17 protein-coding genes and 1 pseudogene are annotated in these 23,819 nt (G+C 58.6%); 6 read left to right on the forward strand and 12 right to left on the reverse strand.

What is annotated here, in order from left to right:
- Positions 1-19 precede the first annotated feature (19 nt).
- On the forward strand, positions 20-805 hold the full coding sequence (locus HY011_20035; protein MBI3425230.1) for a class I SAM-dependent methyltransferase: 786 nt from the start codon (positions 20-22) through the stop codon (positions 803-805).
- A gap of 90 nt (positions 806-895) precedes the next feature.
- On the opposite strand, the gene HY011_20040 is transcribed toward HY011_20035, so the two are convergent.
- The 3 genes from HY011_20040 to HY011_20050 form a co-directional block, all read right to left on the reverse strand.
- A complete protein-coding gene (locus HY011_20040; GenBank protein ID MBI3425231.1) occupies positions 896-2,662 on the reverse strand; it encodes a hypothetical protein in 1,767 nt (588 codons plus the stop codon).
- A 72-nt stretch (positions 2,663-2,734) separates the two neighbouring features.
- The gene (locus HY011_20045; protein ID MBI3425232.1) at positions 2,735-3,535 is read right to left on the reverse strand and encodes a hypothetical protein; all 801 of its coding nucleotides are present in this window, start codon (positions 3,533-3,535) and stop codon (positions 2,735-2,737) included.
- A gap of 378 nt (positions 3,536-3,913) precedes the next feature.
- Positions 3,914-5,437 carry an MBL fold metallo-hydrolase gene (locus HY011_20050; protein ID MBI3425233.1) on the reverse strand — a complete coding sequence of 508 codons (1,524 nt, stop codon included), beginning with the start codon at positions 5,435-5,437 and terminating at the stop codon, positions 3,914-3,916.
- 169 nt (positions 5,438-5,606) lie between these two features.
- On the opposite strand from HY011_20050, the gene HY011_20055 reads away from it, so the two are divergent.
- The gene (locus tag HY011_20055) at positions 5,607-6,512 is read left to right on the forward strand and encodes a TIGR01777 family protein (protein MBI3425234.1); all 906 of its coding nucleotides are present in this window, start codon (positions 5,607-5,609) and stop codon (positions 6,510-6,512) included.
- Positions 6,513-6,667: 155 nt separating this feature from the next.
- On the opposite strand, the gene HY011_20060 is transcribed toward HY011_20055, so the two are convergent.
- Positions 6,668-8,098: an alpha/beta fold hydrolase gene (locus HY011_20060; protein MBI3425235.1), complete on the reverse strand. Its 1,431-nt coding sequence runs from the start codon at positions 8,096-8,098 to the stop codon at positions 6,668-6,670.
- A 239-nt stretch (positions 8,099-8,337) separates the two neighbouring features.
- On the opposite strand from HY011_20060, the gene HY011_20065 reads away from it, so the two are divergent.
- From HY011_20065 to HY011_20080, 4 genes are all read left to right on the forward strand, one after another.
- A complete protein-coding gene (locus HY011_20065) occupies positions 8,338-11,586 on the forward strand; it encodes a DUF1553 domain-containing protein (GenBank protein MBI3425236.1) in 3,249 nt (1,082 codons plus the stop codon).
- Positions 11,587-11,670: 84 nt separating this feature from the next.
- Positions 11,671-13,140: a DUF1501 domain-containing protein gene (locus HY011_20070; GenBank protein ID MBI3425237.1), complete on the forward strand. Its 1,470-nt coding sequence runs from the start codon at positions 11,671-11,673 to the stop codon at positions 13,138-13,140.
- Between the two features lie 12 nt (positions 13,141-13,152).
- Positions 13,153-13,791 (forward strand): Uma2 family endonuclease, encoded by a 639-nt coding sequence (locus HY011_20075; GenBank protein ID MBI3425238.1) that lies wholly within the window; start codon positions 13,153-13,155, stop codon positions 13,789-13,791.
- Positions 13,792-13,806: 15 nt separating this feature from the next.
- Positions 13,807-14,625, forward strand: a complete 819-nt coding sequence (locus HY011_20080) for a class I SAM-dependent methyltransferase (GenBank protein MBI3425239.1) — start codon at positions 13,807-13,809, stop codon at positions 14,623-14,625.
- Between the two features lie 30 nt (positions 14,626-14,655).
- Here the strand turns inward: HY011_20080 and HY011_20085 are convergent, their stop codons facing one another.
- From HY011_20085 to xylB, 8 genes and pseudogenes are all read right to left on the reverse strand, one after another.
- The gene (locus tag HY011_20085) at positions 14,656-15,168 is read right to left on the reverse strand and encodes a transposase (protein ID MBI3425240.1); all 513 of its coding nucleotides are present in this window, start codon (positions 15,166-15,168) and stop codon (positions 14,656-14,658) included.
- A gap of 38 nt (positions 15,169-15,206) precedes the next feature.
- Entirely contained in the window at positions 15,207-15,602 is a 396-nt protein-coding gene (locus HY011_20090; GenBank protein ID MBI3425241.1) for a helix-turn-helix domain-containing protein, read from the reverse strand.
- A gap of 265 nt (positions 15,603-15,867) precedes the next feature.
- The gene (locus HY011_20095) at positions 15,868-16,113 is read right to left on the reverse strand and encodes a toxin-antitoxin system HicB family antitoxin (GenBank protein MBI3425242.1); all 246 of its coding nucleotides are present in this window, start codon (positions 16,111-16,113) and stop codon (positions 15,868-15,870) included.
- A 2-nt stretch (positions 16,114-16,115) separates the two neighbouring features.
- A pseudogene (locus tag HY011_20100) lies at positions 16,116-16,543 on the reverse strand (putative toxin-antitoxin system toxin component, PIN family).
- A gap of 381 nt (positions 16,544-16,924) precedes the next feature.
- Positions 16,925-18,211, reverse strand: a complete 1,287-nt coding sequence (locus HY011_20105; GenBank protein ID MBI3425243.1) for an amidohydrolase family protein — start codon at positions 18,209-18,211, stop codon at positions 16,925-16,927.
- Positions 18,212-18,358: 147 nt separating this feature from the next.
- On the reverse strand, positions 18,359-19,237 hold the full coding sequence (locus tag HY011_20110) for a sugar phosphate isomerase/epimerase (GenBank protein ID MBI3425244.1): 879 nt from the start codon (positions 19,235-19,237) through the stop codon (positions 18,359-18,361).
- Between the two features lie 103 nt (positions 19,238-19,340).
- Complete coding sequence (locus HY011_20115; GenBank protein ID MBI3425245.1) at positions 19,341-22,094, reverse strand: hypothetical protein; 2,754 nt, start codon at positions 22,092-22,094, stop codon at positions 19,341-19,343.
- A gap of 182 nt (positions 22,095-22,276) precedes the next feature.
- Entirely contained in the window at positions 22,277-23,803 is a 1,527-nt protein-coding gene (gene xylB, locus HY011_20120; protein MBI3425246.1) for a xylulokinase, read from the reverse strand.
- Positions 23,804-23,819 lie beyond the last annotated feature (16 nt).

Raw genomic sequence — 23,819 nt, forward strand, 5'->3', positions numbered from 1 at the left:
GCGGCAGTGATCCGATCCTATGGGCAATCCTCCAATCCGAAATTCGACCACGCGCTTTTCCGATCGCGTGGATAACTACGTCAAATACCGGCCCGGCTATCCGCCCGGTGTGCTCGAATTTTTGGCTGCCGAAGTCCGGCTCACATCCAACGCGGTGATCGCTGATCTTGGTTCCGGCACGGGCTTTTCGGCCAAGCTGTTTTTGGACAATGGCAACGTCGTTTATGGCATCGAGCCGAACCCTGAAATGCGCGTCGCCGCCGAAGCCTTTTTGCGCGGCTATCCAAACTTCCGCAGCCTCGCGGGCACTGCCGAAGCCACCACGCTGCCGGCTGACAGTGCCGATTTCGTGGTCGCCGCCCAGGCCTTTCACTGGTTCGATGTCGCGGCAGCCAGCACCGAAGCCAAACGCATTTTGAAGCTGGCTGGCTCCGGCATCCTGTTATGGAACGACCGCCTCACCGCAGGCACACCGTTTTTAGAAGCCTACGAAGACCTCCTACTGCGCTTCGGCACCGATTACGCCCAAGTCAATCATCGCAATGTCCAGGCCATTGACCGACAGGCCATCACCCAGTTTTTCGGCCATGCGGATTGGCGCTTGCACACTTTGCCGAATGTGCAGTTGTTTGATTATGAAGGGTTGCAGGGACGCTTACTTTCTAGTTCCTATGCGCCGTTGGCTGGGCATCCGAATTACGAGCCGATGTTGCAACGCTTGCGCGAGATTTTTGCCGAATATCAGGAGCAGGGCACGGTGCGCTTTGCATACGAGACGCAAGTCTATTTTGGCGCGCTGCGGTGAGTGTTGCCCTTGTAGTAACGAATTGATTCGTTACGCTGCGGCGCGAATCAATTCGCCGCTACAAAGGAATCTGGTAGCTACCTTGCCGGTTCATTCCTCAATCAACTTGTGATACCGCCCCAGCCAATACGGCAACAAAAAGTATGCACCGTCATCCTCGCTGCGCCCGCCATTGCCGCCGTCCAGCCGGTATGGATTGCCATTCCATTTGCTCATCGGTAACTCATCGTAAGGCAACACGATCAGCGCCTGTTTGCGTCCGAACCGGTCGGCCAGCAAGTCGCGCGGCACATCCAGCCGGTGCGAATTCGTGACCGTCCATTCGATTTGCTCCAGCGGAATCTCGCGCAAGGTGCGCACCGCTTCTTCGCGGTCGAACTCCTGGCTGCCGCTGCCTGCGGCGTAGATGAAATTCCAGAGCGGGTTGCGTTCGGGCCGTTCGATCTGCCAGGCGCGTTCGAGACTGTCAGCATAAATCTCGCGCAGCTTCGGATCGGTTTCGTATTGCAGCAGCGGATAATACGAGAGGAACGCCAGTTCGTCGTCGGAATGATTGACGTGGCCAGGGATGTTGATCTTTTGGTTGCGCAGCAGCAGGTGGTAGCGGTGCTTGCTAATCAGTTCGTCGTAATGCCGCTGATACTTGGTGCGATTGGCCTCGCTTTGCGTCACGTGCATGGCCGTGCGCAGATGCGCCAGCAAATGCAGCGCGCGCAAACCCGTTTCATCCGGGTCATCCCAGATCAAATCCGGCCCCCACCAACCCCAGCGCGTGTGCTTGCCGTCCACGTCAATGAGTTGGTAGTCGTTGTCCAGGATGTGATTGGTGATGCGGTCGAGCGTGGCGGCCAGTTGTTTTTTCTCAGCTTCGTCGGCGACCAGATCAAAGTAAATCGGGAAGACGAAATAGTGCCCGACGATCTCATCCGAACTGGTATCGCCTTTCCAACGCCAGACGCCGTCGGGCGTGTCGTGCCATTCGCCGTCGCCGGGTTGCAGGTCTACGCCTTTCTTGATGAAGGAGCGCGCCGGGAAGCCGGGCAGGCCGGTGATCTCTTCCAAGCGCAAGAGCGCCTGCATCCCTTGTTTGGCATTGGCGCGCGCCGCCGCCTCGCCCGTGACTTTGAAGCGGAAGGCTTCCGCCGCGACATACATCGCCGTCCACAAACCATCGTTGTCGCTCGACACCGTCTGATTGCTCGACAAATCGCCAGGCACGCGCAGATGCGAATCCGAAGTCTGGCCCCAGCGCACGTGCCGCTGTTGCACGCGCTCAGAAAACGCCTGGGCTTTTTGGGCCAGCGTCATTGGCTGATGCTCGATGCGGCTGAAGCCTTTGGGTGTTTCCAGCCAAACGACAATGCAATCGGGCGTATTGCCGGGCGCGCGTTTTTCAAACCCGATGCCGGTGATTTCATCGGCGGGCAGCCAGCGCAGCCCGGCGAAGTACTGAAAAGAATCAGTGTGTTCATCAAAGCGAATTGCGCCGCGCTTGGTGCCGAACCAGAGCACGGTCGGGCTTTCTTCGGCAATCACGGTGATCTCGTTGTAAGGCAGCGGGCGGTTGGGAAACGGGCGCACGATGCTTTGTCCGCCTGGCGTGGGCCGCATCTGTTGCACGATGCCGTGGGACGTGCCGATCAGCGTGCCGAGTTGATAAGTCTGGCAACGCGGCGAACGTTGAATAAGGACGCGCCCTTTGGTCATTTGCCGGAACTCGGCGGCGCTGTGCACCGTGCGTGTTTTCTGGTGAAAGCGATACGGCGGCAACGCCCCGCCATTTGACGTTTGCGCGAAGTTACAGACGCCAATGATGCAAAGCAGCACGATAGGATTGAGTGATTTCAATTTGCTCATGGGGAAACTCCTGGCCCAAACAACTGCCAACTGCCAACTGCCAACCGCCAACCGCCAACCGCCAACCGCCAACTATTTCTTTTTCGCTTTGGGTTTGGCAGGTTCAGGCAGGTAATTGACCTGCATATCGTAATGATCCACGAACTCTTTTTTCTTGCCGTTCATCCCGTACAGCTTCAATTGATAGCGGCCCGGCGCGTGGCTGCGTTTGGCGAAGGTCAGCGGGATGTTCAGACCGCTGGCTTTTTTCAACTGCTCGCTCCAGGCGATGCGCTTGCCGTTGGCGTCGGTCAATTCGACAAAATAGCTCTGATAGCCTTTGTCCTGGGCTTGGCGCAACACGACGGTGAAGAGCGCCAGATTGGGCGGCACGTCAACGGTGGAGAAGGCGTCTTTTTTCGGATTGGCGGCGCTGACATCAGCTTGTTTAACGGCGGCTGAATCCAGTTCCACCAGCGGCGCGCCGAGTTGCGGTTTGGAAAGCTGATTGAGTTCCTGCAACAGGCGCGCGTTTTCGGCGATCAAGTCCGCGCGATTGTCGAGCATCTCGCCGGTTTCCTGGGCTTCGATCTTGGCTTTGAGTTGCGCCATCTTTTCCTGCGTCTCGGCAATGCGCGTTTTGAGTTCGTCGGCATCTTCGGCTTTGGCCTGCGCCTGTTGCAGGCCGAGCCGGGTTTTCAGCACTTTGTTTTCCAAAAACAGCGCGCCCACCCAGGTGCCCAACGAAAGCGTCGCGACGGCCAGTCCCGTCAAGGCCACGGCGAGGGTGGGTTGCAGATGCAGGAAATGCAGCGCCCGGTGCAGCAGGGAAGGCGTTGGCTCAGGCACGGCCTGGAAATCGGCCAGCGACGTGATCTTGGTTTGCGATTTCATCAGCGGTTTTTGCGCCAGTCTCTGTGGGTAACTTTGGGTTGTCTGTGGGAGATTTTCAGTCATTGCGTCTGTGCCGTTGGTTGAGTGGGGTGATCGGCAACGAGTAAGCCGCATCTTAGGGGAGCGCGTCGCAAAGGGCAACCAGACGGTTTAGCAGTTGCTCCATATTCCAGGGCTTTTGCAAAGTCGCCAGCCGAAACGCCCGCGCGGCTTGGCTGATTCCTGATTCCCGATTCCTGATCCCTGATAAAGAAAATGCAGCGGATTTTTATTGTTCAGGGGTCAGGAATCGGGAATCAGTAGAGTGTCTTTGTTGGAGGTTTTGAGGACTTTGCAAAAGCCCTGGTTTAACGGTTGCTACATACTCGCCGCCTTTTCTCAACTCAATGCAAACTGTGCGCCCGTTTGGCTGACGCGGCCTTCGGCGGCCAGCTTTTCCAGATGCGCCTGCACGGAAAGTTCCGCCAGTTGGTGCAAGGCGGGCGGTGTGTCGGTATAAACCGTGGCGACAATCGCCGGGATGGTTTGCGGGCCGGCTGCGAGCGCCGCCAGGATGCTGTCTTCGCGGGCCTGGCGATGCGCGAGATACTCTTCGATCTTGCCGCGCGCATCGGCGAGGACGGGGCCGTGGCCGGGCATCAAGGCGGTCAGTTTGGGCAGCGCCAGATAGCGGCGCAGCGAAGCCAGATAATCATTCAAATTGCCTTCGGGCGGCGCGATGACGACGGTGCCGAAACCGACGACGCAATCACCGGTCAGCAGGGTGCCGGTGCGTTCTTCGTGAAAGCTCAGATGACCGCGCGCGTGGCCGGGCGTCCACAACGCGCGCAAGCGCCATTCGAGGTCATCGCGCTGATTCCTGAGCACGATCAATTCGTTGTCTTCGATCAAGCGGTCAACACGGGCTTCGCCGTTTAACGCATCGGCGGTCAGCCGATGCGTGGCAACGGGCAGGTTGAAACGTTCGGCCACATGCATCACGTCGCCGATGTGGTCGGGGTGCAGGTGCGTGATGATGATTTCGCGGAAGCGGCGGCCCTCGGCCAGCAATGATTCCAGCACCGCGTCGAGCCGTGCCTGTTCGTCAGGATAGGGCGAACCCGGATCAATGATGACCTGCTCTGCGCCGCCGACGATGTAACAGTTGGTGTGCGTGGCGGGCGGAATCGTCGGCGTGCGCAAGGGGCTGAGAAAAAAGCCCTGACGCATCTCGATGCGCTGTTCCCACAGATCGCGCGTGTCTTGGGGGATGTTGTGCAGGCGCGGCGCGAAATCGTGCGCCCCTTCGGCCAATGCCAGCAGCGCCGTCAAAATCGGCGTGACGATCAAACAGCCGCCGTCCGTCCAGCGTTGCAAGGCTTCGTGCGGGCGCAGCCATTCGCCCGAAGCCAATTCGCCTTCCTGCACGTCTGTCTCTTGCCCTTCGGGCAACCAAGCCGTAAAGAAGCGCGTGTCGTAACGGCGCGGCGACGAGGCCGGCGTACACCAGCGCGGTGCTTCGGTCAGCCAGGCGGCGTCGAGCGACAAGCCCAGATCGGTCAGTAAATTTTTGAAGCTGATTTGATTGCCGTGCAATTGCTGCCGCAATTCAACGCGGCGGGCGGCGGGGATAGCTTCAGCGCCGTGCGCCAACAGCACGCCAGTCTCTTCAAAAATTTCGCGGATGGCGCACACGCGGATGGCGGCGGCTTTGGCATCCGCATCATCAGGACAATTCGCCAGCGGGATCGCGGCATCCTCCGCGTCCAACTGGCCGCCGGGGAAGGCGTGAAAGCCGCCCATGAACGCGAGCTTGTATGAACGTTTGACCCAGAATACTTTGGGGTCATCAGGTTCGCGCAGCAAAATCATGGCGGCGGCGTCGCGGGGCGTGACAGGTGGTTTGAGCGTTGGTGGTGTCATGGGTTTTAGGCGTCCAAATTTGTCCACATTTGGTTGGGTTGCTTGGAAGCTGCGACAATGTAACTGAAATGCCTGCTTGCCACAAAGCGCGGCGTTATCGCGTGTGCGCTGGCTTGGTTGAACAATTGCTTTTGAACTTCGGTTAACAATGCAAGAGAGGTCGGCGCGTATGAAAATCTTGATTACCGGAGCCACAGGCTTAATCGGCAAAGCCCTGAGCCAGGCGCTGGTCGCGGATGGTCACCAGATCGTTGTGCTGACGCGCAACCCCGAACGTGCCACGGGGATCGTGGGAGCTACGGCGTATGCCTGGCAGCCTGAACATGAGCCGCCGCCGGTTGCCGCGTTTGAAGGCGTGACTGCCGTCATTCATTTGGCCGGTGAAAATGTCGCTGCGCGCTGGACGACGGAGCGCAAGCGCCGCATCCGGGACTCGCGTGTGTTGGGGACGCGCAATCTGGTGCTGGGCATGCAACAAAGCGCTGTGCCGCCGTCCATTTTCATCGCCGGTTCGGCGGTTGGAATTTATGGCTATCGTGGCGCTGAACAACTGACGGAACAAGCTGCGCCGGGCACAGGTTTCCTGGTTGATCTTTGCCGTGAGTGGGAAACCGAGAGCGAACAGGCGCAGGCGTTTGGCGCGCGCACCGTGATGTTGCGCACGGGCGTTGTTTTAAGCCGCGCCGGGGGGGCTCTGAAAACCATGCTCCCGGCCTTTCGGTTCGGCGTCGCAGGCAAACTGGGTGACGGGCGGCAATGGTTCCCGTGGATTCACATTGCCGACATCGTGGGGCTGTTGCGCCACGCTCTGTTAAATGAAACGGTGCGCGGCCCGTTGAATGGCGTCGCGCCCAATCCCGTCACGAATGCGGAATTCACCAAAGAGCTGGCGGCGGTGCTGCATCGTCCGGCCTTGCTCCCCGTGCCCAAATTTGCGCTTGAATTATTGTTCGGCGAAATGGCCGCAGTGCTGTTGGCGAGCCAGCGCGTGGTGCCGGAAGCCGCGCTGAAAGCCGGCTATCAATTTCGCTTTCCGTGGTTGCATGAGGCGTTGCGCGAGTTGTTGGCAAAATGATTTACCGCGGTTACAGGGCCGATTGGTGCGGTACGGGGAGTGGTGGCAACCTGGTTCTGCGGCTGTTGTAGTCTGCGGAGACACCAGATCACCATCGTTTCCCGTACCGCACCGGCAGCCGCGCCGCTTTCCCGTATAAGCAACCGCAAACCGAGCTAGGGTTTCCGTTGCGCCATCTCATCAAAGAAGCCAAATACATCCGGCAAGGCTTCCTGCACAATGACCAGATGTTCGACATCGGGGTATTCGCGGAAGCGCACGCTTCTGACGTTGGCCTTCTTCAATTCGAACGCCAGTTTGCGCGCATTGCTGTAGCCGAAATCCTGCACGCCGACGCACACGAAGAAGGGTACTTCGATCAATTCATCAGACTCTTTGACGCTGCCACCCCCGCCCAGCGCGGCCACGGCGGCAAAGCGATTGGGCGTCGCCGACGCCGAAGCGATGGCTTGTGAAGCGCCCATCGAATGACCGAGCACAAAGACGCGCTGCCGATCAACCGGGTAAAGCTTATCAATCGCATCAATGATCTGGCTGGCGCGATTGGGCGTGAACCCCGGCGAGCCGCGCGGTGAAACCAGCAGCCAGCCGCGCGCTTCGCTGAGCGTCGCAATCTTGCCCTGGCCGTAACCATCAAAAAACATATTCTCGCTGCCGCCCGCGCCGTGCATGGCGATGACCAGCGGCAAACGCGCGCCGCTTTTGACGGCGGCGGGCGCGAGTAGGCGCACCGGCACCGCACTGCCCGGCAAAACCAGCGTCAGCCAGAACTGACCCGTTTTGCGTTGGCCGTAAAAGCTCCGGCCCAGCCCTGCTTCGCGCAAGGCATGCTCGCTTTCGGCCAACAGGCGGGCGGCGGGCAGATTGGTTTCAAGCGCGGCTTTTTGGGCCAATTGTTCAAGCTGGTTGACCAACGCGCGCGCCGATTCACCATCGGTGGAAATTTGCGGCAGGGCAGTGGCGGATTTTTGCAATTGTTCCAGCCGCTCTTTCAGTTTGCTGACCACGGAAATGGTTTGCTCGCTGCTGGCCAGCAGTTTGTTGTTCAACAGAATCTCGTGGCGCAGGGTGTAATCGGCTTCGGCCAGCCCTTTGAAGAGCAGTTTGTCATTGAGCGGCAGCGTGCCGAGCTTGGTTTCGTAAGGAGCACCGACCACCTGTTTGCCGCGCAGCAGCGTCAGCCGGAGCTTGGTGGCTTGCGGTTGAATGCCGCCGGGCGCTTGGTAAGCCTGGTTGACTGTATATGGCAAGGCGAGTTCCGCCGCGTCAAATAAGCGGCTGTCGGGTTTGACGAAGAGCGATTCGGCCCAACGCGCAAAGGGCGTCGGTTCATTCGGCCAGCGCAAATCCATGCGCGCGGCATCCAGTTCGCGCGCGGCTTCGCTGAGTTTGAAGCCGAAAAACAATTGCACGGCTTGTTGCAAATGCAGGACTGCCGCGCGGCGCGATTCGCCGTTGTATTGCGTGTCCCAGGCGGCTTCGCACGCGCGCAGTCGTTGTCCCAATTCAAAGCGGTCGGCTTGCGCCGGCGCCGTCCGAGCAGCCAGGCAGAGCAAGCAAAGCAAGAAGCAGATTCGTGGTTTCATCGTGTTTCCCAGCCAGTGGATGTTCTATCGAAGGACGTTGCGTTAGGGATGCTGCGGAATTGCACCGGGATTTTACCGCGCCGGTTGTGACCGTGTACAGCCTGCATTTGATGCACATAGACTTTCGCTAAACGCTTCAGTAACATTGCCGCGCTTTCTGGATTGATCAATTCCCACATCCATTGGATACACATTGCACAGGCCGTCACACGATGGTGAAGCGGCAGCGAGGGTTTACGATGAGGCGGAACATTCAGCTTTTCTGCACGCTGGCAGCGTGTTTGTACGCCAGCCTTCAACTGGTTCCAACGCAGGTGGCCGGGCAAGGCGCCAAACCTGTGGCGCGTGGCGTGGATTTCAACCGCGAGATTCGTCCGCTGCTGTCGGACAACTGTTTTCAATGCCACGGCCCCGATGAAAAGCAGCGCATGGCGAAACTGCGCTTCGACACCAAAGAAGGCGCGTTTGCCAAGCCGGGCGTGATCGTCGCGGGCGACGCCGCCAATAGCCGTTTGTTCAAACGCGTCAGCAGCACCAATCCCGCCACCCTGATGCCGCCGCCGCCAAGCGGGCACAAGCTGACCGAACAGCAAATCGCTACGCTCAAACGTTGGATTGACGAAGGCGCGCCGTGGAATGAGCATTGGGCCTTCAGCGCGCCCAAACGGCCCGCACTGCCGGCGCTCAAACAAACGACTTGGCCGCGCAATCCGATTGATCACTTCATCCTGGCCAAACTGGAGAAGGAAGGCTTGAAGCCAGCGCCCGAAGCCGACAAGCCGACCTTGTTACGGCGCGTTTCGCTGGATGTGACGGGCCTGCCGCCCACGCTGGCTGAAGTGGATGCTTTTCTGGCTGACAAGTCGCCCGATGCGTATGAGAAGGTTGTAGATCGTTTGCTGGCCTCGCCGCATTATGGCGAACGGATGGCACTGCAATGGCTAGATCTGGCGCGTTACGCCGATACGCACGGCTACCACATTGATTCGCATCGTGACATGTGGCCGTGGCGCGATTGGCTGATCAAGGCGTTCAACGCGAACAAACGCTACGATCAATTCACGATTGAACAGTTGGCCGGTGATCTATTGCCGGATGCCACGCTCGAACAGAAAATCGCGTCGGGGTTCAACCGCAACCACATGATTAACTTCGAGGGTGGCGCGGTGCCCGAAGAGTATCAGAACGAATATGTGATTGATCGCGTCGAAGCCACTGCGACGACCTGGATGGGCCTGACGATGGGCTGTGCGCGCTGCCATTCGCACAAATTCGACCCCCTGTCGCAAAAAGAGTTTTATCAGTTTTACGCCTTCTTCAATAACGTGCCCGAAAAGGGATTGGATGGGAACACCGGCAACGCGCGCCCTTTTTTGCCGCTGCCTACCGACGCGCAAAAAGCCAGGCAGGAAGAGTTGACCAAGGCCATCGCCGATCACGAATTCGCGCTCAGCGATAAAAACGTTGCGCCGCTGCAAGTGGCTTGGGAGCAAGGCTTGTTGGGCAAACTGGCCGTGGTGCCGGTCAATGGTTTGATTGCGCACTACGATTTCGACGGCAGCCTCAGCGATTCATCCGGGCGCTATCAAAACGGGCGCACGGCGAAAGGCGATCCCACGTTTAGCGGCGGCATAGTCAGCCGCGCCGTCAACCTCGACAACCAAACCGAATTGCGCTTCGGCAACGTGGGCGCGTTTGAGCGTGACAAACCATTCACGCTGGCCGTCTGGTTGAAGCCGGGCATTGGCAAAGCTAACACCTTCGTCTTTCAAAAAATCAGTGACGAAGAGACGCGGCGCGGCTACGAATTGAGCATCGAGAACACGCGGCTTTACGACATTCAGAAATACGCCGGACAGTTGAAGCTGCGCCTGACTGCGCAAAGGCCCGGCAATGCGTTGGAAGTGCGCACGCAAGGGTTGCTGTACACCAGCGAATGGCGGCACGTAGCGATTGCTTACGACGGCTCGGGCAAAGCGGCGGGCGTGCAAATCTATTTCAACGGCGAGCGGCAGGAATCGGACGTCTTGCAAGACAGCCTAAACGGTTCGATCAAGAGCGACGCCGAATTGATGATCGGGACGAAGATCGCGGGCAAGGCGTATGGCGGCGGGATTGACGATCTGCGCTTGTACGAACGCGCGTTGACCGCCAGCGAGATCGAACAATTGGCCGTGCACTATCCGATGCAAACGATTCTGTCGGGCGTCAGCGGCAAACGCACCAAAGAAGAGAATGAACGGCTGCGCGAATACTTCCTGACGCGCATTGCGTCTGAATCTTTGCACAAGCAATACGCCGAATTGAAAGAACTGAAAAAGCAGAAGACCGCCTACGACAAAACCGTTGTCACGACGATGACGATGATGGAACTGGGCAAGCCGCGCGACTCGTTCGTGCTTTCGCGCGGCGATTACCGCAACCAGACCGAAAAGGTCTCACCCGGCGTGCCCGCCGTCTTGCCGCCGCTGCCCAACGGCGCGAAGGCGAATCGGCTGGCGTTGGCGCAATGGCTGATAGACCCGAATCATCCGCTGACGGCGCGCGTCGCGGTCAATCGTTATTGGCAAATGTACTTTGGCTTTGGCTTGGTGAAGACGGTTGAGGATTTCGGTTCGCAAGGTGAGCCGCCTGTCAATCAGGAATTGCTGGACTGGCTGGCCTGCGAGTTTATGGGAAAAGTGGTCGGCAATCCGCAATCCGCAATCCCCAATCCGCAATCAAAAGGCTGGGATGTGAAGGCGCTGCAACGGCTGATCCTGACTTCGGCGACCTATCGCCAGTCGTCAAAGGTGACGCCGGAATTGCACGACCGTGACCCAGAGAATCGCTTGCTCGCACGCGGGCCGCGTTTCCGGCTGCCAGCCGAACTGGTGCGCGACAATGCGCTGGCGGTGAGCGGATTGCTCAACGATACCATCGGCGGGCCGAGCGTCTTCCCCTATCAACCGCCCGGTTTGTGGGAAGAGATGGCCTTTGGCGACGGCTTCTCGATGCAAGCGTATGTGCAGAGCCACGGCGCGGATTTGTACCGCCGTTCGATGTACACGTTCTGGAAACGCACCGTGCCGCCCGCGACACTCTCGACCTTTGACGCGCCAGATCGTGAGAAATGCGTGGCGCGCCGCGCGGTGACCAACACGCCGTTGCAGGCGCTGGTGACGCTGAACGATCCGACTTACATTGAAGCCGCGCGCGTATTGGCCGCGCGCGTGTTGCGTGACGGCGGCAAGGATGCGAGCAGCCGGATTGCGCTGCTGTTTCGACTGGCAACGGCGCGCAAGCCTTCGTTGCAAGAGGCGAAGGTGCTGCGCGAATTGTTGACGCAGCAGTTGGCGCTCTATCGCGGCAATGTGGCGGCGGCGGAAAAGCTGTTGACGGTAGGCGAGTCAACGGTGGATGAGAAACTGGAGCGGGCGGAATTGGCGGCGTGGACGGTGGTGGCGAGCACGATTTTGAATTTGGATGAGACGATTACGAAAGAGTGACTGAATTATGAAATGGCTACTTGAAGCTGGCGCTGGTTCAGGCTGCCCAAAAATTGCTTCCAGTAAGTAGTGCGGAGGAATGACGTGAATTCATTGAATGAACCTGAATTGCAACTAACTCGGCGACAACTCTTCGGCCTCAGCGCCAAAGGCATCGGCCTAGCAGCCCTTTCCGCCTTGCTTCAACAAGACGGTTACGCGACGCAAGAGCCTAACGCCCGCGACGCTAAAACCGGCGGCCTCGTAGGCGTCCCGCACCACACGCCAAAGATCAAACGCATCATCTACCTGCACCAATCGGGCGGCCCCTCGCAACTCGACACCTTTGATTACAAACCCGCGCTCGAAAAGCTGCACGGCACCGAACTGCCCGACTCGGTTCGCAACGGCCAGCGCATCACCGGCATGACTTCGGGGCAGAGCACGTTCCCCTGCGCCAAATCCATCTTCCAATTCAAACAGCACGGCCAGTCGGGCGCGTGGGTCAGCGAACTGTTGCCGCACACGGCCAAACTCGCAGACGACCTGACCATCATCAAAACGATGAATACCGACGCCATCAACCACGATCCGGCGATCACCTTCATCCAGACGGGCTTTCAACAACCGGGCCGCCCCAGTATGGGCGCCTGGGTTTCGTATGGCCTGGGCAGCGAGAATCAAAGCCTGCCCGCTTACATCGTGTTGCTCTCGACTGCGCATGCGCTCAACACCGATCAACCGCTGTTTTCGCGCCTCTGGTCGAGCGGCTTCCTGCCTTCGTCATATCAAGGCGTGCGTTTGCGCGGCGGCGCGACGCCCGTGCTCTATCTGGATGATCCGCCGGGCGTAGACAAAAAAACGCGGCGTCAGATGCTGGACGCGGTCGCCAAGCTGAACAAGCTGAAACACGACGAATATGGCGACCCCGAAATCGAAACGCGCATCGCGCAATACGAGATGGCCTATCGCATGCAAACCAGCGTGCCCGACTTGATGGATTTATCAAAAGAACCCGATAGCGTCTTTGAGATGTACGGCCCCGAAGCGCGCCGCCCTGGCACTTACGCGGCGAACTGTTTGCTGGCGCGGCGGCTGGCCGAACGCGGCGTGCGCTTCATACAGCTTTACCATCGCGGCTGGGATCAGCATAACGACCTGCCGCGCGATCTGGCCTTGCAATGCGGCGGAACCGATCAACCGACGGCGGCGCTCGTACAGGACTTGAAACAGCGCGGCTTGCTGGATGACACGCTGGTCGTCTGGGGCGGCGAATTCGGGCGCACGGTCTATTGTCAAGGCAAGCTGACCGAAGCCAATTACGGGCGTGATCATCACCCGCGCAATTTTTGTATGTGGCTCGCCGGGGGCGGGTTGAAAAAAGGCCTGGTGTTGGGCGAGACGGACGATTTTAGCTACAACGTCGTCAGCGATCCGGTTTCAGTTTTCGATTTACAGGCGACAATGCTGCATTTGCTGGGCATTGATCACAAACGGCTGACGTATAAATTTCAGGGGAGGCATTTCCGGCTGACGGATGTGCACGGGGAATTGGTCGAGAAGATTTTGGCTTGAGGAGCAATCGAAATGGCGACACCGCAATCCAAATTGAGCCTGTACAGCGTGGAAGATTACTTGGCTATCGAACGCTCGACTGACGAGCGGCACGAATTCCTGGACGGCCAGATTCTGGCAATGGCGGGCGAGAGTCCGGCGCATAGCACGATCTGCACCAATCTGATTGCTGAATTGGTTACGCAACTCAAGCGCACACCTTGTCTGGTGTGGACGAAAGATTGCAAAGTGCGCAGCGGCCCGGAACCCACGCGACGCCGCAGTACCAAAGGGCTTTTCTCCTATCCCGACTTGGTCGTTGTTTGCGGCGCGCCGGAATTTCACGACGAGCATCAGGATGTGCTGGTCAACCCCAAAGTCATCATCGAAGTCCTCTCTGCCAGCACTGAAGCCTTTGATTCCAATGAGAAGCTACGGCGTTATCAATTGTGGAATCCCATGCTGAACTATTACTTCTTGGTCGCGCAGCTTGACCCGGTCATCTATCACTACGTGCGCCAAGCGGACGGCGGCTGGTCGTATTACACCTATCAGGGTTTGACTGAGCGCGTCGAAATCAACTCCATTGGTTGCGCATTGGCATTACGGGATGTGTACGACCGTATCATTTTTTCCGAGGAAGAAGACGCCGTCGTGCCTGACCAAGCTTGAGCAAGGAATTGAACTATGAACACGAATAATCCTGAGATGGACGCTTTGAAAACACGCCTCAAAGCGATGTGGATGGCGGGCGATTTCGGGCAGGTCGCCAAGCATATTGCAACGGGGGCGGAAGAGTTTATTGCCCGCCTGGCGCTCAAGCCGGGTGTGCGCGTGTTGGATGTCGCTTGCGGCAGCGGCAATCTGGCGCTCCCGGCGGCACGGGCGGGCGCTATCGTTACTGGTGTAGACATCGCTCCGAATTTGATCGAACAGGCACGGGCGCGCGCCGCCGCCGAAAACCTACCCATTCAGTTTGACGAAGGCGATGCTGAGAATCTGCCCTACGGTGACGCCGCGTTTGATGAAGTCGTAACGATGTTCGGCGCAATGTTCGCGCCCCGCCCTGAACTGGCGGCGGCGGAACTGGTGCGTGTCTGCCGACCCGGTGGGCGCATTGCGATGGCGAACTGGACGCCGACCGGATTCGTCGGCCAGATGTTCGCTCTTGGCAGCAAACACGTGCCCCCGCCGCCCAATCTCCCGCCGCCGGTCAAATGGGGCGAAGAGGAAACCGTGCGCGAACGGCTGCGCGAGGGCATTGCCGATTTACAACTGACGCGGCGACTGTGCCACTTCAACTATCCCTTCCCGCCCGCCGAAGTCGTCGAGTTCTTCCGCACCTATTTCGGCCCCACCCAGCGCGCCTTTGCCGCGCTCGACACCGAGGGACAGGCTGCTTTGCGCCGCGACCTTGAGCAGTTGTGGACAGAGCATAATCAGGCTACCGACAACACAACGCAGGTGGATGGCGAGTATCTCGAAGCTATCGCCATCAGAAGCTAGGTGGTCTGCAAAAAGTTCTTTGACAAGTCTTCAACAAGTCAACCAGAAGTTCCCAGAAAGAACGCCAGCTTTAACTAACCGTTCCTGCCGACTCAAGGCATAAAGATAACGACACGCGCTATCGGCAGAAGCCTCGATAGGCTGTGTTTGACGGTTTGCTAAGGCGCGCCCTTTGACGGAACGAAACAAATGATCAGCGGCATTCAATTCCGGGCAAGCTCGTGGCAACAACCGGACTTCAAGGTTTAGCGCTGCCGCTGTCTCCAAACTGTCTTCGGCGGTATGCGGTGAGCCACGATCTTCAAAGAGGATGAGGTGCCAGCCACGCCAGTGGCGGCGAATCATCTCCAAGAAATATTGAGGGGTGAGCGCGTCCCAGACTTCCGTGATGAAAAGTAAGAGTTCCCCGGTCTGCATATTGAGTGCTGCGTGCAAGCTGCGTTTGCTCCGGTTGCCGGTAATGGGCACGCTGACTTGCGCACCACGCCGTCCATAGCAGTAATAAAGTGGCGGCGTTTCCGTGACGATGATTTCATCCAACATCAAGACGAGGGGACGAGTGCGTGCCCAGAGGCCACGTTTTAAGCCCCTTTTGCCTGACGCCAAGCCGGATCGCGCAATAGTAACGTGTGCCGTGGACGTTTCCAGCGTAGTCCCAACCGCGCCAGCGCGTAACCGACACGACGTAGGCCGACTTCTTCGTCGTGTACTTGTGCGAGGTAAAGGCTTAACAAATCGGCTGTCCAGACCGTCGAGTTGTAGTCGTAATCGCGTGGATCGCTATCAATCACCGCATCAATCACCGGATCAATGATGCCTTGCGCGGTGACGGGGCGCCCACTGCGCGGGGCATCAGCCAGATGCACCACCAACTTGGCGGGAGGTTCTGCGGCAAACCGATTGACCCAGTTGTAAATGGTTTGGCGCGACACGTGCAGCACTGCTGCGACCTCGGTGACGCGCTCCTCTTCATCCAAAAGGAGTAGAGCTTACGCACGTTTGATTTGCTCTCCACTCGCATGCGATTTGAGAAATTGTTCGAGCGCGCTGCGCTCTCGGTAGCTTAATGTGATGATGTCGCTCATAACGGGTCCTCTTGTATGAGAGACAGTCTACGCGAAATTATTTGTCAAAGAACTTTTTGCAGACTACTTAATCTTATCCGCAGAGCTGCACGTGAGCACTTGGCCCTAACGAAATCAAGCCAGTCGGAGATGGCTTCGCGTGAGAGGGAGCAGAAGATCAAGATTCAGGCAATTTGTCGAATGGTTTCGGTTCGACGTCCGGCACTTCAGCCAATACCGCTTCATATTGTGCCCGGGTGGCACGGCTGGCGCGTTCAGCCAGATAGGATTCAGTCGTCAACGCGGCAATCTTTTCGGCGACGGCTGTGGCGACGAACTGGTCAACCGAAATCCCTTCGCGTTGGGCCAACTCATGCAGGTTTTTATGCAGCGATTTAGGAAATTGGACACTCAAGGTATTCACATTCATAGCAATGCTCCGATGCTGCGCAAAAAATCGGCAGGCGTGACAGCCTGCAAACCAGACTTTTCAATCCCGGCAAAGTCGCGCTGGTTGTAAGTGACGGTGCTATCACAGCCAGCTTTCACGGCAAGTTCCAAAACCATATTGTCATCCTGGTTGCGCAGAAAGGGACGCCAAAGAAAGTAGATCTCGTGATGTGTGGCGACCTGGCAATGGTAGTCAATGATGTTCTTGACAGCAGCCTGGCTGACCAGTAGTGCGGCAACTCGCGGAGTAAAATTTCTTCGTACTCCAACACCAGCGGGACTGAAAGGTGAATGTCGAATCGCCCAGTGCCAACGAGAGACAAAAGGCGAAAGGCCGTGCCCCGGTTTGAACGTAACCCAGCGACGAGGATGTTGGTATCAAGCACAATTTGTGGCGTGAACATCTGGCCAGTTGTCATAATCGGCTTCGGGTTCAGCAAAGCTCAAGGCGTGGTTGATTACGCCGAAGTCGTAGCGATGCGCCATTTCAATAGAGTTGTTGCGACCTTTGGAAACAACAACTCAGCAAATTGGCGACGGGGACACTGAAACCCAGTGGGCGACCGTCATTCTCCATTCTATATTCTCCATTCTCCATTCTCTTGCAGAGGCCGTCTTGATTGAGGTTTACCACTGCCCAGACTGCCCAGAAATGGCGAATGGCGAATGGCGAATGGCGAATGGCGGTTAAGCAGTTGGTAGTGAACGCCAAAACGCAAATTCCCCACTGTTTTCCACTGCAACATGTCTAATAGTAAATTGATGGCTGTCTCTGTAGATGCTCCCTACTTTCGATAAACTGTGCCGCCCTTCATCACAAACTTCACGCGCTCCAACTCCGTCACATCTTTCAACGGATCACCGTCTACGGCGATGATGTCGGCAAAGGCGCCGGCGGCGATCACACCGACTTTGTTGTTCCAGCCGAGCAAGTCCGTCGCGCTAGTTGTGGCGGATTGCAGCGCCTGCACGGGCGTCAAACCCCACTTGACCATGTGGGCGAATTGCTTGCCGTTCCAGCCGTGCGGGTAAACGCCAGAGTCGGTGCCGTATGCGATTTTGACGCCTGCCAGCGCGGCTTTCTGGAAATTCTCGCGTTGCAGGCGGCCCACCATTCTTTCTTTTTCGATGATCTTTTCGGGGTAGCCCATCTTGGCGTATTCGGCCAGGATGTAATCGTCGTTGTAAATGTCGGCGACCAAATACGTCCCGCGCTCTTTCATCATCCGGATGCCTTCTTCGTCAATGAAGCTGCCGTGTTCGATGGAGGCGACACCGGCGCGGGTGGCGCGTTTGATGCCTTCGGCACCGTGGGCGTGGGCGGCGACTTTGCGGCCCCACATTTTGGCCTCTTCGACGACGGCGTTCATTTCTTCCTGCGAGTATTGCGGCGCGCCGACCGCTTCTTCTTCAGACAGGACGCCGGCCGTCGCCAGCATCTTGATGACATCGGCGCCGTATTTGATGTTGGTGCGAATCTGTTTGCGCAATTCATCAACGCCGTCTACGACGCGGTCGAGGCCGTTGAATTTCAGATAAGGCGAGAAGCCATTCAGGTCGCCGTGTCCGCCGGTTGAACTCAGCGCCAGTGTCGCCACTTGCATGCGCGGCCCCGGCACCTTGCCCGCGTTGATGGCGTTGCGCAGCGCCACGTCAATGTATTCGCTCGCGCCCACGTCACGAATCGTAGTGAAACCGGCTTCGAGCGTGCGTTTGGCGTAAATGTGCGCGGTGATGGCGACATCAATCGGGCTTTTGCGGAAGAGGTCTTCATAAAAGTTTTCCGGCTGCCCCGTCACGTGCGTGTGACAATCAATCAGGCCCGGCAGCACAAACTTGTCTTTCAGATCAATGACCTCCGCTCCGGCAGGCACTGTGACGTTTGGCCCCACGGCAGTGACCTTGTCGTCTTCGATCAAAATGAACGCGTTGTTGATGACGCCGCCGGTTTTGGAATCGAAGAGCCGTCCCGCCTTGATGGCGATGCGTTTGGGCGAAGGCTTTTGTTCTTGTGCGCTGACGCCGAACAACGAAAGCGCGGTGAGCGCGAGAGCAAAGAGGGTCTTTTTCATAGTGGTGGTAGAAAGCAGACTGTTTTTTGAGAATATGGAGCAAACGGAAATAACGGCACAGGCGGAACGTCGCTGAACTCTTTCAGCCTTTCCGTTTGTCCCATTATTTCCGTTTGTTCCGTATGCTCTTTCCTTGCTGGTAGTGCGTTAAGCCGATGGTTTCAGGCTATTCAAAAGTCCTCGCACATAGCCGGCGGATTCGGCCAAGCCCGCCAGCGGGTCTTTGCTGTCCTTTTCGTACTCGAACCCGGCCAGTCCTTGATAGTTGATCTTGAGCAACGCCGAGAGGATGGCTTTGGTATTGAGAATGCCGCGCCCTTGTTCAATCGGCGACGGCTTCGACAACGTCGAGATGTCTTTGAAGTGCAAATCGTAGAGCCGGTCTTTGCATTTGAGGATGGCTTCCGCGGGGTCAACGCCAGCGCGCGCCGTGTGGCCCACGTCAATGCAGAGGCCGATGCGTTTGTCGAATTGCTCGACGGCTTTCCAAACGTCGTAGGGCGAAGGGAACTGCTTGTTTTCGGGGCCGTGATTGTGAATGGCGAGTTTGATGTCGAACTCTTTGACCACCTTGTCCAGGTATTTCACCCATTGCGCGACATCGGTCACGTCGGCGCTCGGTGAGCAGACCATGACATTGACACCGCAATCGCGGGCGTATTCAAAGGCGCGGCGAATGTCCGCCTCGTCATTCTTCATGCCGACGTTGCCGACGCTCAACGGCGTGAGTCCCGCGTCGCGAAACATCTGCGCGCGCGCCTTGCGCTCTTCGGGCGTGTGCGTCAGATCAACGTGGTTCTTGACGTTCTTGATCGAAACGTACTGCAAGCCGGCGCGCTTGACGCCAGCAATGCATTGTTCGATGGGCCAGTCGCGAAAGGTGTAAGTCGCCACGCCGATTTTCAAGCCGCGCCACGGATTGGGATCGGCAGTCTGCGCAAGTAAGGTTTCCAGCGAGGCGAACGGCAAGGCCGCCGCCGCCAGTGCGCCTGTTTTGAGTAAGTCACGTCGAGAGAGTGTGTTCATCGGTGCATCTCCAAATGTTTTCATTGGTCAACAAATGTAGCCCGCATCGAGCGAGAATCTTGAGCCGCGATGCGCACTGTGAAAAAGACAATGGCCCTGACCTTCAAGGCCGTGACGCGGGTCTGGGTTTTTCAGCCGCCTCCGCCGCAGCGCGCGGCGGGTTCCAGAACCCCAGTGTGCCCTTGGTTCTGGCTGCCAACTCGCCGCTGTAAAGCAGCGCATTAAACAACACGCGAAACGTGCCGAACGGTTGGCCGCGCCATTGCGGGCGAAAGCCCAACAGCAAGACGTGACCGCCACCGTAGCGCACATCGAGCGCTGCCGCACAGCCCTGCACATACTTTTCACCGAGCAGATAGCCTGACAGCAACGGCGAACCCGCGCTCTGATATTTTGCCAGCACTGCCCCAGCGAAGCCTTCGGTCGTGGTGAACACCGGGCTGCTATCGCCAAATACTTTCGCCTGCGCCGGCATCCCCGCCATCACCGGATGCGCGGCATCCACATCAACGGCGAGCACCGAACCTGCCATAAAGTAATCGCGCCGCGCCAGACCGCTCACCACATTTTTGACCGGCAGATGCAAGGCCTCGACAGCAAATTCGCCGCTGTGATTCAGGCAGACCAGCGTGCCGCCCTCGCGCACAAAGGCGTCGAGCGCGCGCACGCCCGCTTCGCCCAAACCACCGGCGTATTGCGGCGGCACCGTGCCTTCGGCAAAGCCTTCCAGCAAGGTGCGCGGGCGTTCATCGGCCAGCAGGATCACGTCAAAGCGTTCGCCCAACGGCCCCGCGAGCAAGCTGGGATTGGTCAATTCCGTAAACTTGAATTTGTACTGCTCCAACAGCCAGCGGCTCCAACCTTCATCCATGCTCGGCGGCCAGGGGTGATAAACGCCGATGCGCGGCGCGTTGACGGGCGTGCCGGTCGCTGCCATCGCCTGCGCGCGCAACGCCAGCGACTCCACCCATTTTGTTTGCGTGGCTTCGGGCACGCCGCTCACCACGTAGCGCGCGGGCGCGGTCGGCTTGCCGCGTTCGTCAAGCGTGGCTGGCGTGAATTGCACCGTGCCGCCCGCTTGCCACGCCAGGTTGAGCGCGCGGAAGCTGTTGTTCTCCGCAGGGTCAAGTGCCAGCGCCGCACCGCTGCCGCTGCGTTTGCCCGGCAGCGGCACGATGCCCGCCGCCACCGCATCCGTGTTGAAGCCCAGCCCCGGCGCGCTGTCGAAAGGCGCGGCATCCGCTTCGTTATTCGCGCGCGCGTTCCATTCAATGGCTTGCCCCTGCACCGCTTTGAACGCGGCGCGCGCTTCCGCCGTGAGCGGCGTCATCACCTTGTTCACGCGCACATCCATTTGATACGGCAGCGTCCAGCCCGAAACGTCGTAAGGCTGCTCTGGCGGGCCTTCGGGGAATTGCCGCAGGTCGGGGTAGCGTTGCACTTCCAGCACCTGCCGCGCGAGTTCGGCGTACTCCTGACTCATAGGGATGACCCAAGTGCCAGCGGGATAGCTCAGCCCTTCGATCACCAACGGCTTGGTCAACTGCGCGATGCGCACGCCGTTGAAGGCCAGCCGCCGCAACAACTCGACCGGCGCCACCGGGTCGCGTTGCTCTTGCGGGAGGAGATAGGCAAAGGGCGGCTCCTGCGCGTAGCGGCGCAACGTGTCGCGGCCTGCTTGATAACGATTAAACAGCACGCTCTCTTTGTACTTGCCCGCGTATTCAATCACGGCCACCGACGCAGTCAGCATGTAATCCACCGCATCGCGCAACCGCCACCAGCCACCTTTCCACGGGCTGGAATAGAGCGATTCGGGGCGCAGATTGGCGCGGTCGCGCGGGAAATCGCGCGTCGTGTAAAAGTGCGGCGTGGCATAAGCGAACAGCGCCGTCTCCGTCCAAAAGGCTGCGCGGTTTTGCAGCATCGGCATGTAATCCACATAGCCCGGATACCAGGCGTCGAAGCCCGTGCCCATATGCGTTGCGCCGGGTTGGCCGTGTTCTTCTAGGGCGTTGGCGATGACCATGCCGATCAGATTCACCGTGCGCGACATCAGCGGATGCACCTGCGAGGCAATCGGCTCGGCAAAGGGCGGCAGCCAGATGCGCGTCGGGAAGGGCGAGGTTTGATGATGCACGTAAGTGATCTGCGGCTCCCAGTGCCGCCAGACGCGCTCGACCACGCGCGACTCGATCATGTTCAGCATGTAAGCATCGCGGTTGTTGTCGTGACCGACATACTTCTGATAAAGCTCCGGCACGGGTGCGATCTCGTATGGCGTGCCGACGTTCGCGCGATACCACTCGGCCACGATGTTCTGCCCATCGGGATTCAGCGAAGGCCACAGCATGACGATGACGTTGTCGAGCAGCGCGCTGATTTTGGGATCGCTCGCGCCCGTCGCCAGATCGTGCGCGAGCTGAATGGTGTGCTGCGCGCCCGCGACTTCCGAAGCGTGCAGACCGCCGTCAATGTGCACGAAAGCCTTGCCCTCACGCGCCAAACGCCGCGCCTCTTCATCGCTCAAGCCTTCGGGATGCGCGAGCCGCTGCGAGATTTCGCGGTAGCGTTCGAGTTTGGCAAGGTTGGCGGGCGTTGAAATCAACGCCATAAACCAGGGGCGTCCTTCTGACGTGCGGCCAAGCTCGACCAGCTTTACGTGATCGCTGGCCTGCGCCAACGCGCGGAAATACTTAAGCGAATCGTCGTAGGTCGCCAGCTTGAAATCTTCGCCGACATGGAAGCCCAGCACGGATTCGGGCGTTGGGATTTTTACCTGTGCTGGTGACACGACTGCACAGGCGCTCAAAATCAGTATGGCAAGGGTTGTGTTGCGTAGGAGGGTTGTTTTCATCTTTGCAGTTCGTGACAGTTTTCGATTAACGGGAATATCGCGGAGCGGGACAGTACCGCGCGCGTGTGCAAGCGGCGCCACGAGCTTGCGGCATTGGTTCAATCGCTCAACTCCCGCTTGCACACGCGCGCGGGACTGTCCCGGCGCGCCACGCCACCCTGTACATCCAATCGCTTACCGATCTAGTTTACGAGCAGTTTGCGATGCTGACTGAACGCGCCGCCTAAATCACGCACGATTTGATCGTGCAGCGCCTGCATCCGCGCATAACGATCAACGTTAGGCGCGACCGGCTTGGCACGTGTCGTCTCATCCAGCGCGACGTATTGACTACACAAATTGGCGATGCCGACCGGCGCGCCTTGTTGTTTGCGATACGCCCAGACGGCTTGAATGGCCGCACCCAGCGCCGCGCCTTCTTCGCTCTTTGTGCAGACGACTTCGGCGTTAAAGACATCGGCCAGAATCTGCCGCCAGACGGCGCTTTTGGCCCCGCCGCCCGTCGCGCGAATTTCTGTCGGTCGAATGCCGAGCGAGCGCAAACGATTCAAGCCGTAATTCAACCCCAGCGTCGTGCCTTCCATCGCCGCGCGCGCAAAGTGGCTGATGGTGTATGTCTGTTCGCGCAAGCCGAAATAAACGCCGGTGCCGTCGGGCGCATTCGGCGTGCGCTCGCCCTCGAAAAAAGGAATCAGCAGCAAGCCGTCATTGCCTGCGGGCGTAGACGCAACGGCTTCGCTCAGTTGCGCGTGCGAGAGGTTGAAGCGTTCGCGCACCATCTCGGTCGCCACGGTCACATTCATCGTGCACACCAGCGGCAGCCATTGGCCGGTCGAATCGCAAAACGCCGCGATTTCGCCCTGTGGATCAATTACCGGCTGCGACGAGCAAGCATAGATCGTCCCCGATGTGCCGAGGCTGACCGTGACGACGCCCGCCCGCACGTTGCCCGTGCCGATAGCGCCCATCATGTTGTCGCCGCCACCACTGCTGACGATGACGGATTCACTCAAGTTAAACTCGGCGGCGAGCTCGGGCATCAACGTCCCAGCAATCTCATCCGCCGCAATCAAATCAGGCAGCATTGTGCGCACGGCGGGATCAAGCGCGGCAATTGCCGTGTCCGACCAAACGCGATTGCGCACATCCAATAAAGCCGTACCCGAAGCGTCGCCGCATTCCATCGTCTTGCGGCCGGTCAGCCAGAAATTCAAATAGTCGTGGGGCAACAACACGCTCGCCAATCGCGCGTAATTTTCCGGTTCGTGATGTTTGAGCCAGAGAATTTTTGACGCGGTGAAACCTGCCGGTACGCCGTTGCCGACCACTTCGATGGTTTTTGCCAAGCCGCCAAGCCCGTTGATGATCTCTTCGCATTCAGCGCTGGTCGCCGTGTCGCACCAGAGCTTCGCCGGGCGAATGACTTGATCGTCGGCATCGAGCGGCACGAAGCCGTGTTGCTGCCCCGATACGCCAAGGCCTTTGACGGCGGCGCGCTCAATGCCCGCTTGCTCCAACACGGCCTTGATCGTAGCGCGCGTCGCGTCAATCCATTCGTGCGGATGCTGTTCTTTGTGACCGGCGGGCAAGCCTTCGATCAATTCATATGCTTGACTGGCGCTGGCAATGACTGCGCCCGACGCGGCGTCGAACAGAATCGTTTTGGTGCTTTGCGTACCGCTGTCTATGCCGATGAAGTATTCGCTCATCTTCGCTGGCTCTCAA

It is taken from the genome of Acidobacteriota bacterium (assembly GCA_016196035.1).
Classification (GTDB): Bacteria; Acidobacteriota; Blastocatellia; order RBC074; family RBC074; genus JACPYM01.

Bases quoted from the DNA above. Each gene is read 5' to 3' on its own strand.
- HY011_20035 (MBI3425230.1), top strand. From the start codon at position 20: ATGGGCAATCCTCCAATCCGAAATTCGACCACGCGCTTTTCCGATCGC.
- HY011_20115 (MBI3425245.1), bottom strand. From the start codon at position 22,094: ATGAAAACAACCCTCCTACGCAACACAACCCTTGCCATACTGATTTTG.
- xylB (MBI3425246.1), bottom strand. From the start codon at position 23,803: ATGAGCGAATACTTCATCGGCATAGACAGCGGTACGCAAAGCACCAAA.
- HY011_20065 (MBI3425236.1), top strand. From the start codon at position 8,338: ATGAGGCGGAACATTCAGCTTTTCTGCACGCTGGCAGCGTGTTTGTAC.
- HY011_20110 (MBI3425244.1), bottom strand. From the start codon at position 19,237: ATGAACACACTCTCTCGACGTGACTTACTCAAAACAGGCGCACTGGCG.
- HY011_20050 (MBI3425233.1), bottom strand. From the start codon at position 5,437: ATGACACCACCAACGCTCAAACCACCTGTCACGCCCCGCGACGCCGCC.
- HY011_20060 (MBI3425235.1), bottom strand. From the start codon at position 8,098: ATGAAACCACGAATCTGCTTCTTGCTTTGCTTGCTCTGCCTGGCTGCT.
- HY011_20075 (MBI3425238.1), top strand. From the start codon at position 13,153: ATGGCGACACCGCAATCCAAATTGAGCCTGTACAGCGTGGAAGATTAC.
- HY011_20055 (MBI3425234.1), top strand. From the start codon at position 5,607: ATGAAAATCTTGATTACCGGAGCCACAGGCTTAATCGGCAAAGCCCTG.
- HY011_20105 (MBI3425243.1), bottom strand. From the start codon at position 18,211: ATGAAAAAGACCCTCTTTGCTCTCGCGCTCACCGCGCTTTCGTTGTTC.
- HY011_20080 (MBI3425239.1), top strand. From the start codon at position 13,807: ATGAACACGAATAATCCTGAGATGGACGCTTTGAAAACACGCCTCAAA.
- HY011_20040 (MBI3425231.1), bottom strand. From the start codon at position 2,662: ATGAGCAAATTGAAATCACTCAATCCTATCGTGCTGCTTTGCATCATT.
- HY011_20085 (MBI3425240.1), bottom strand. From the start codon at position 15,168: ATGTTGGATGAAATCATCGTCACGGAAACGCCGCCACTTTATTACTGC.
- HY011_20045 (MBI3425232.1), bottom strand. From the start codon at position 3,535: ATGAAATCGCAAACCAAGATCACGTCGCTGGCCGATTTCCAGGCCGTG.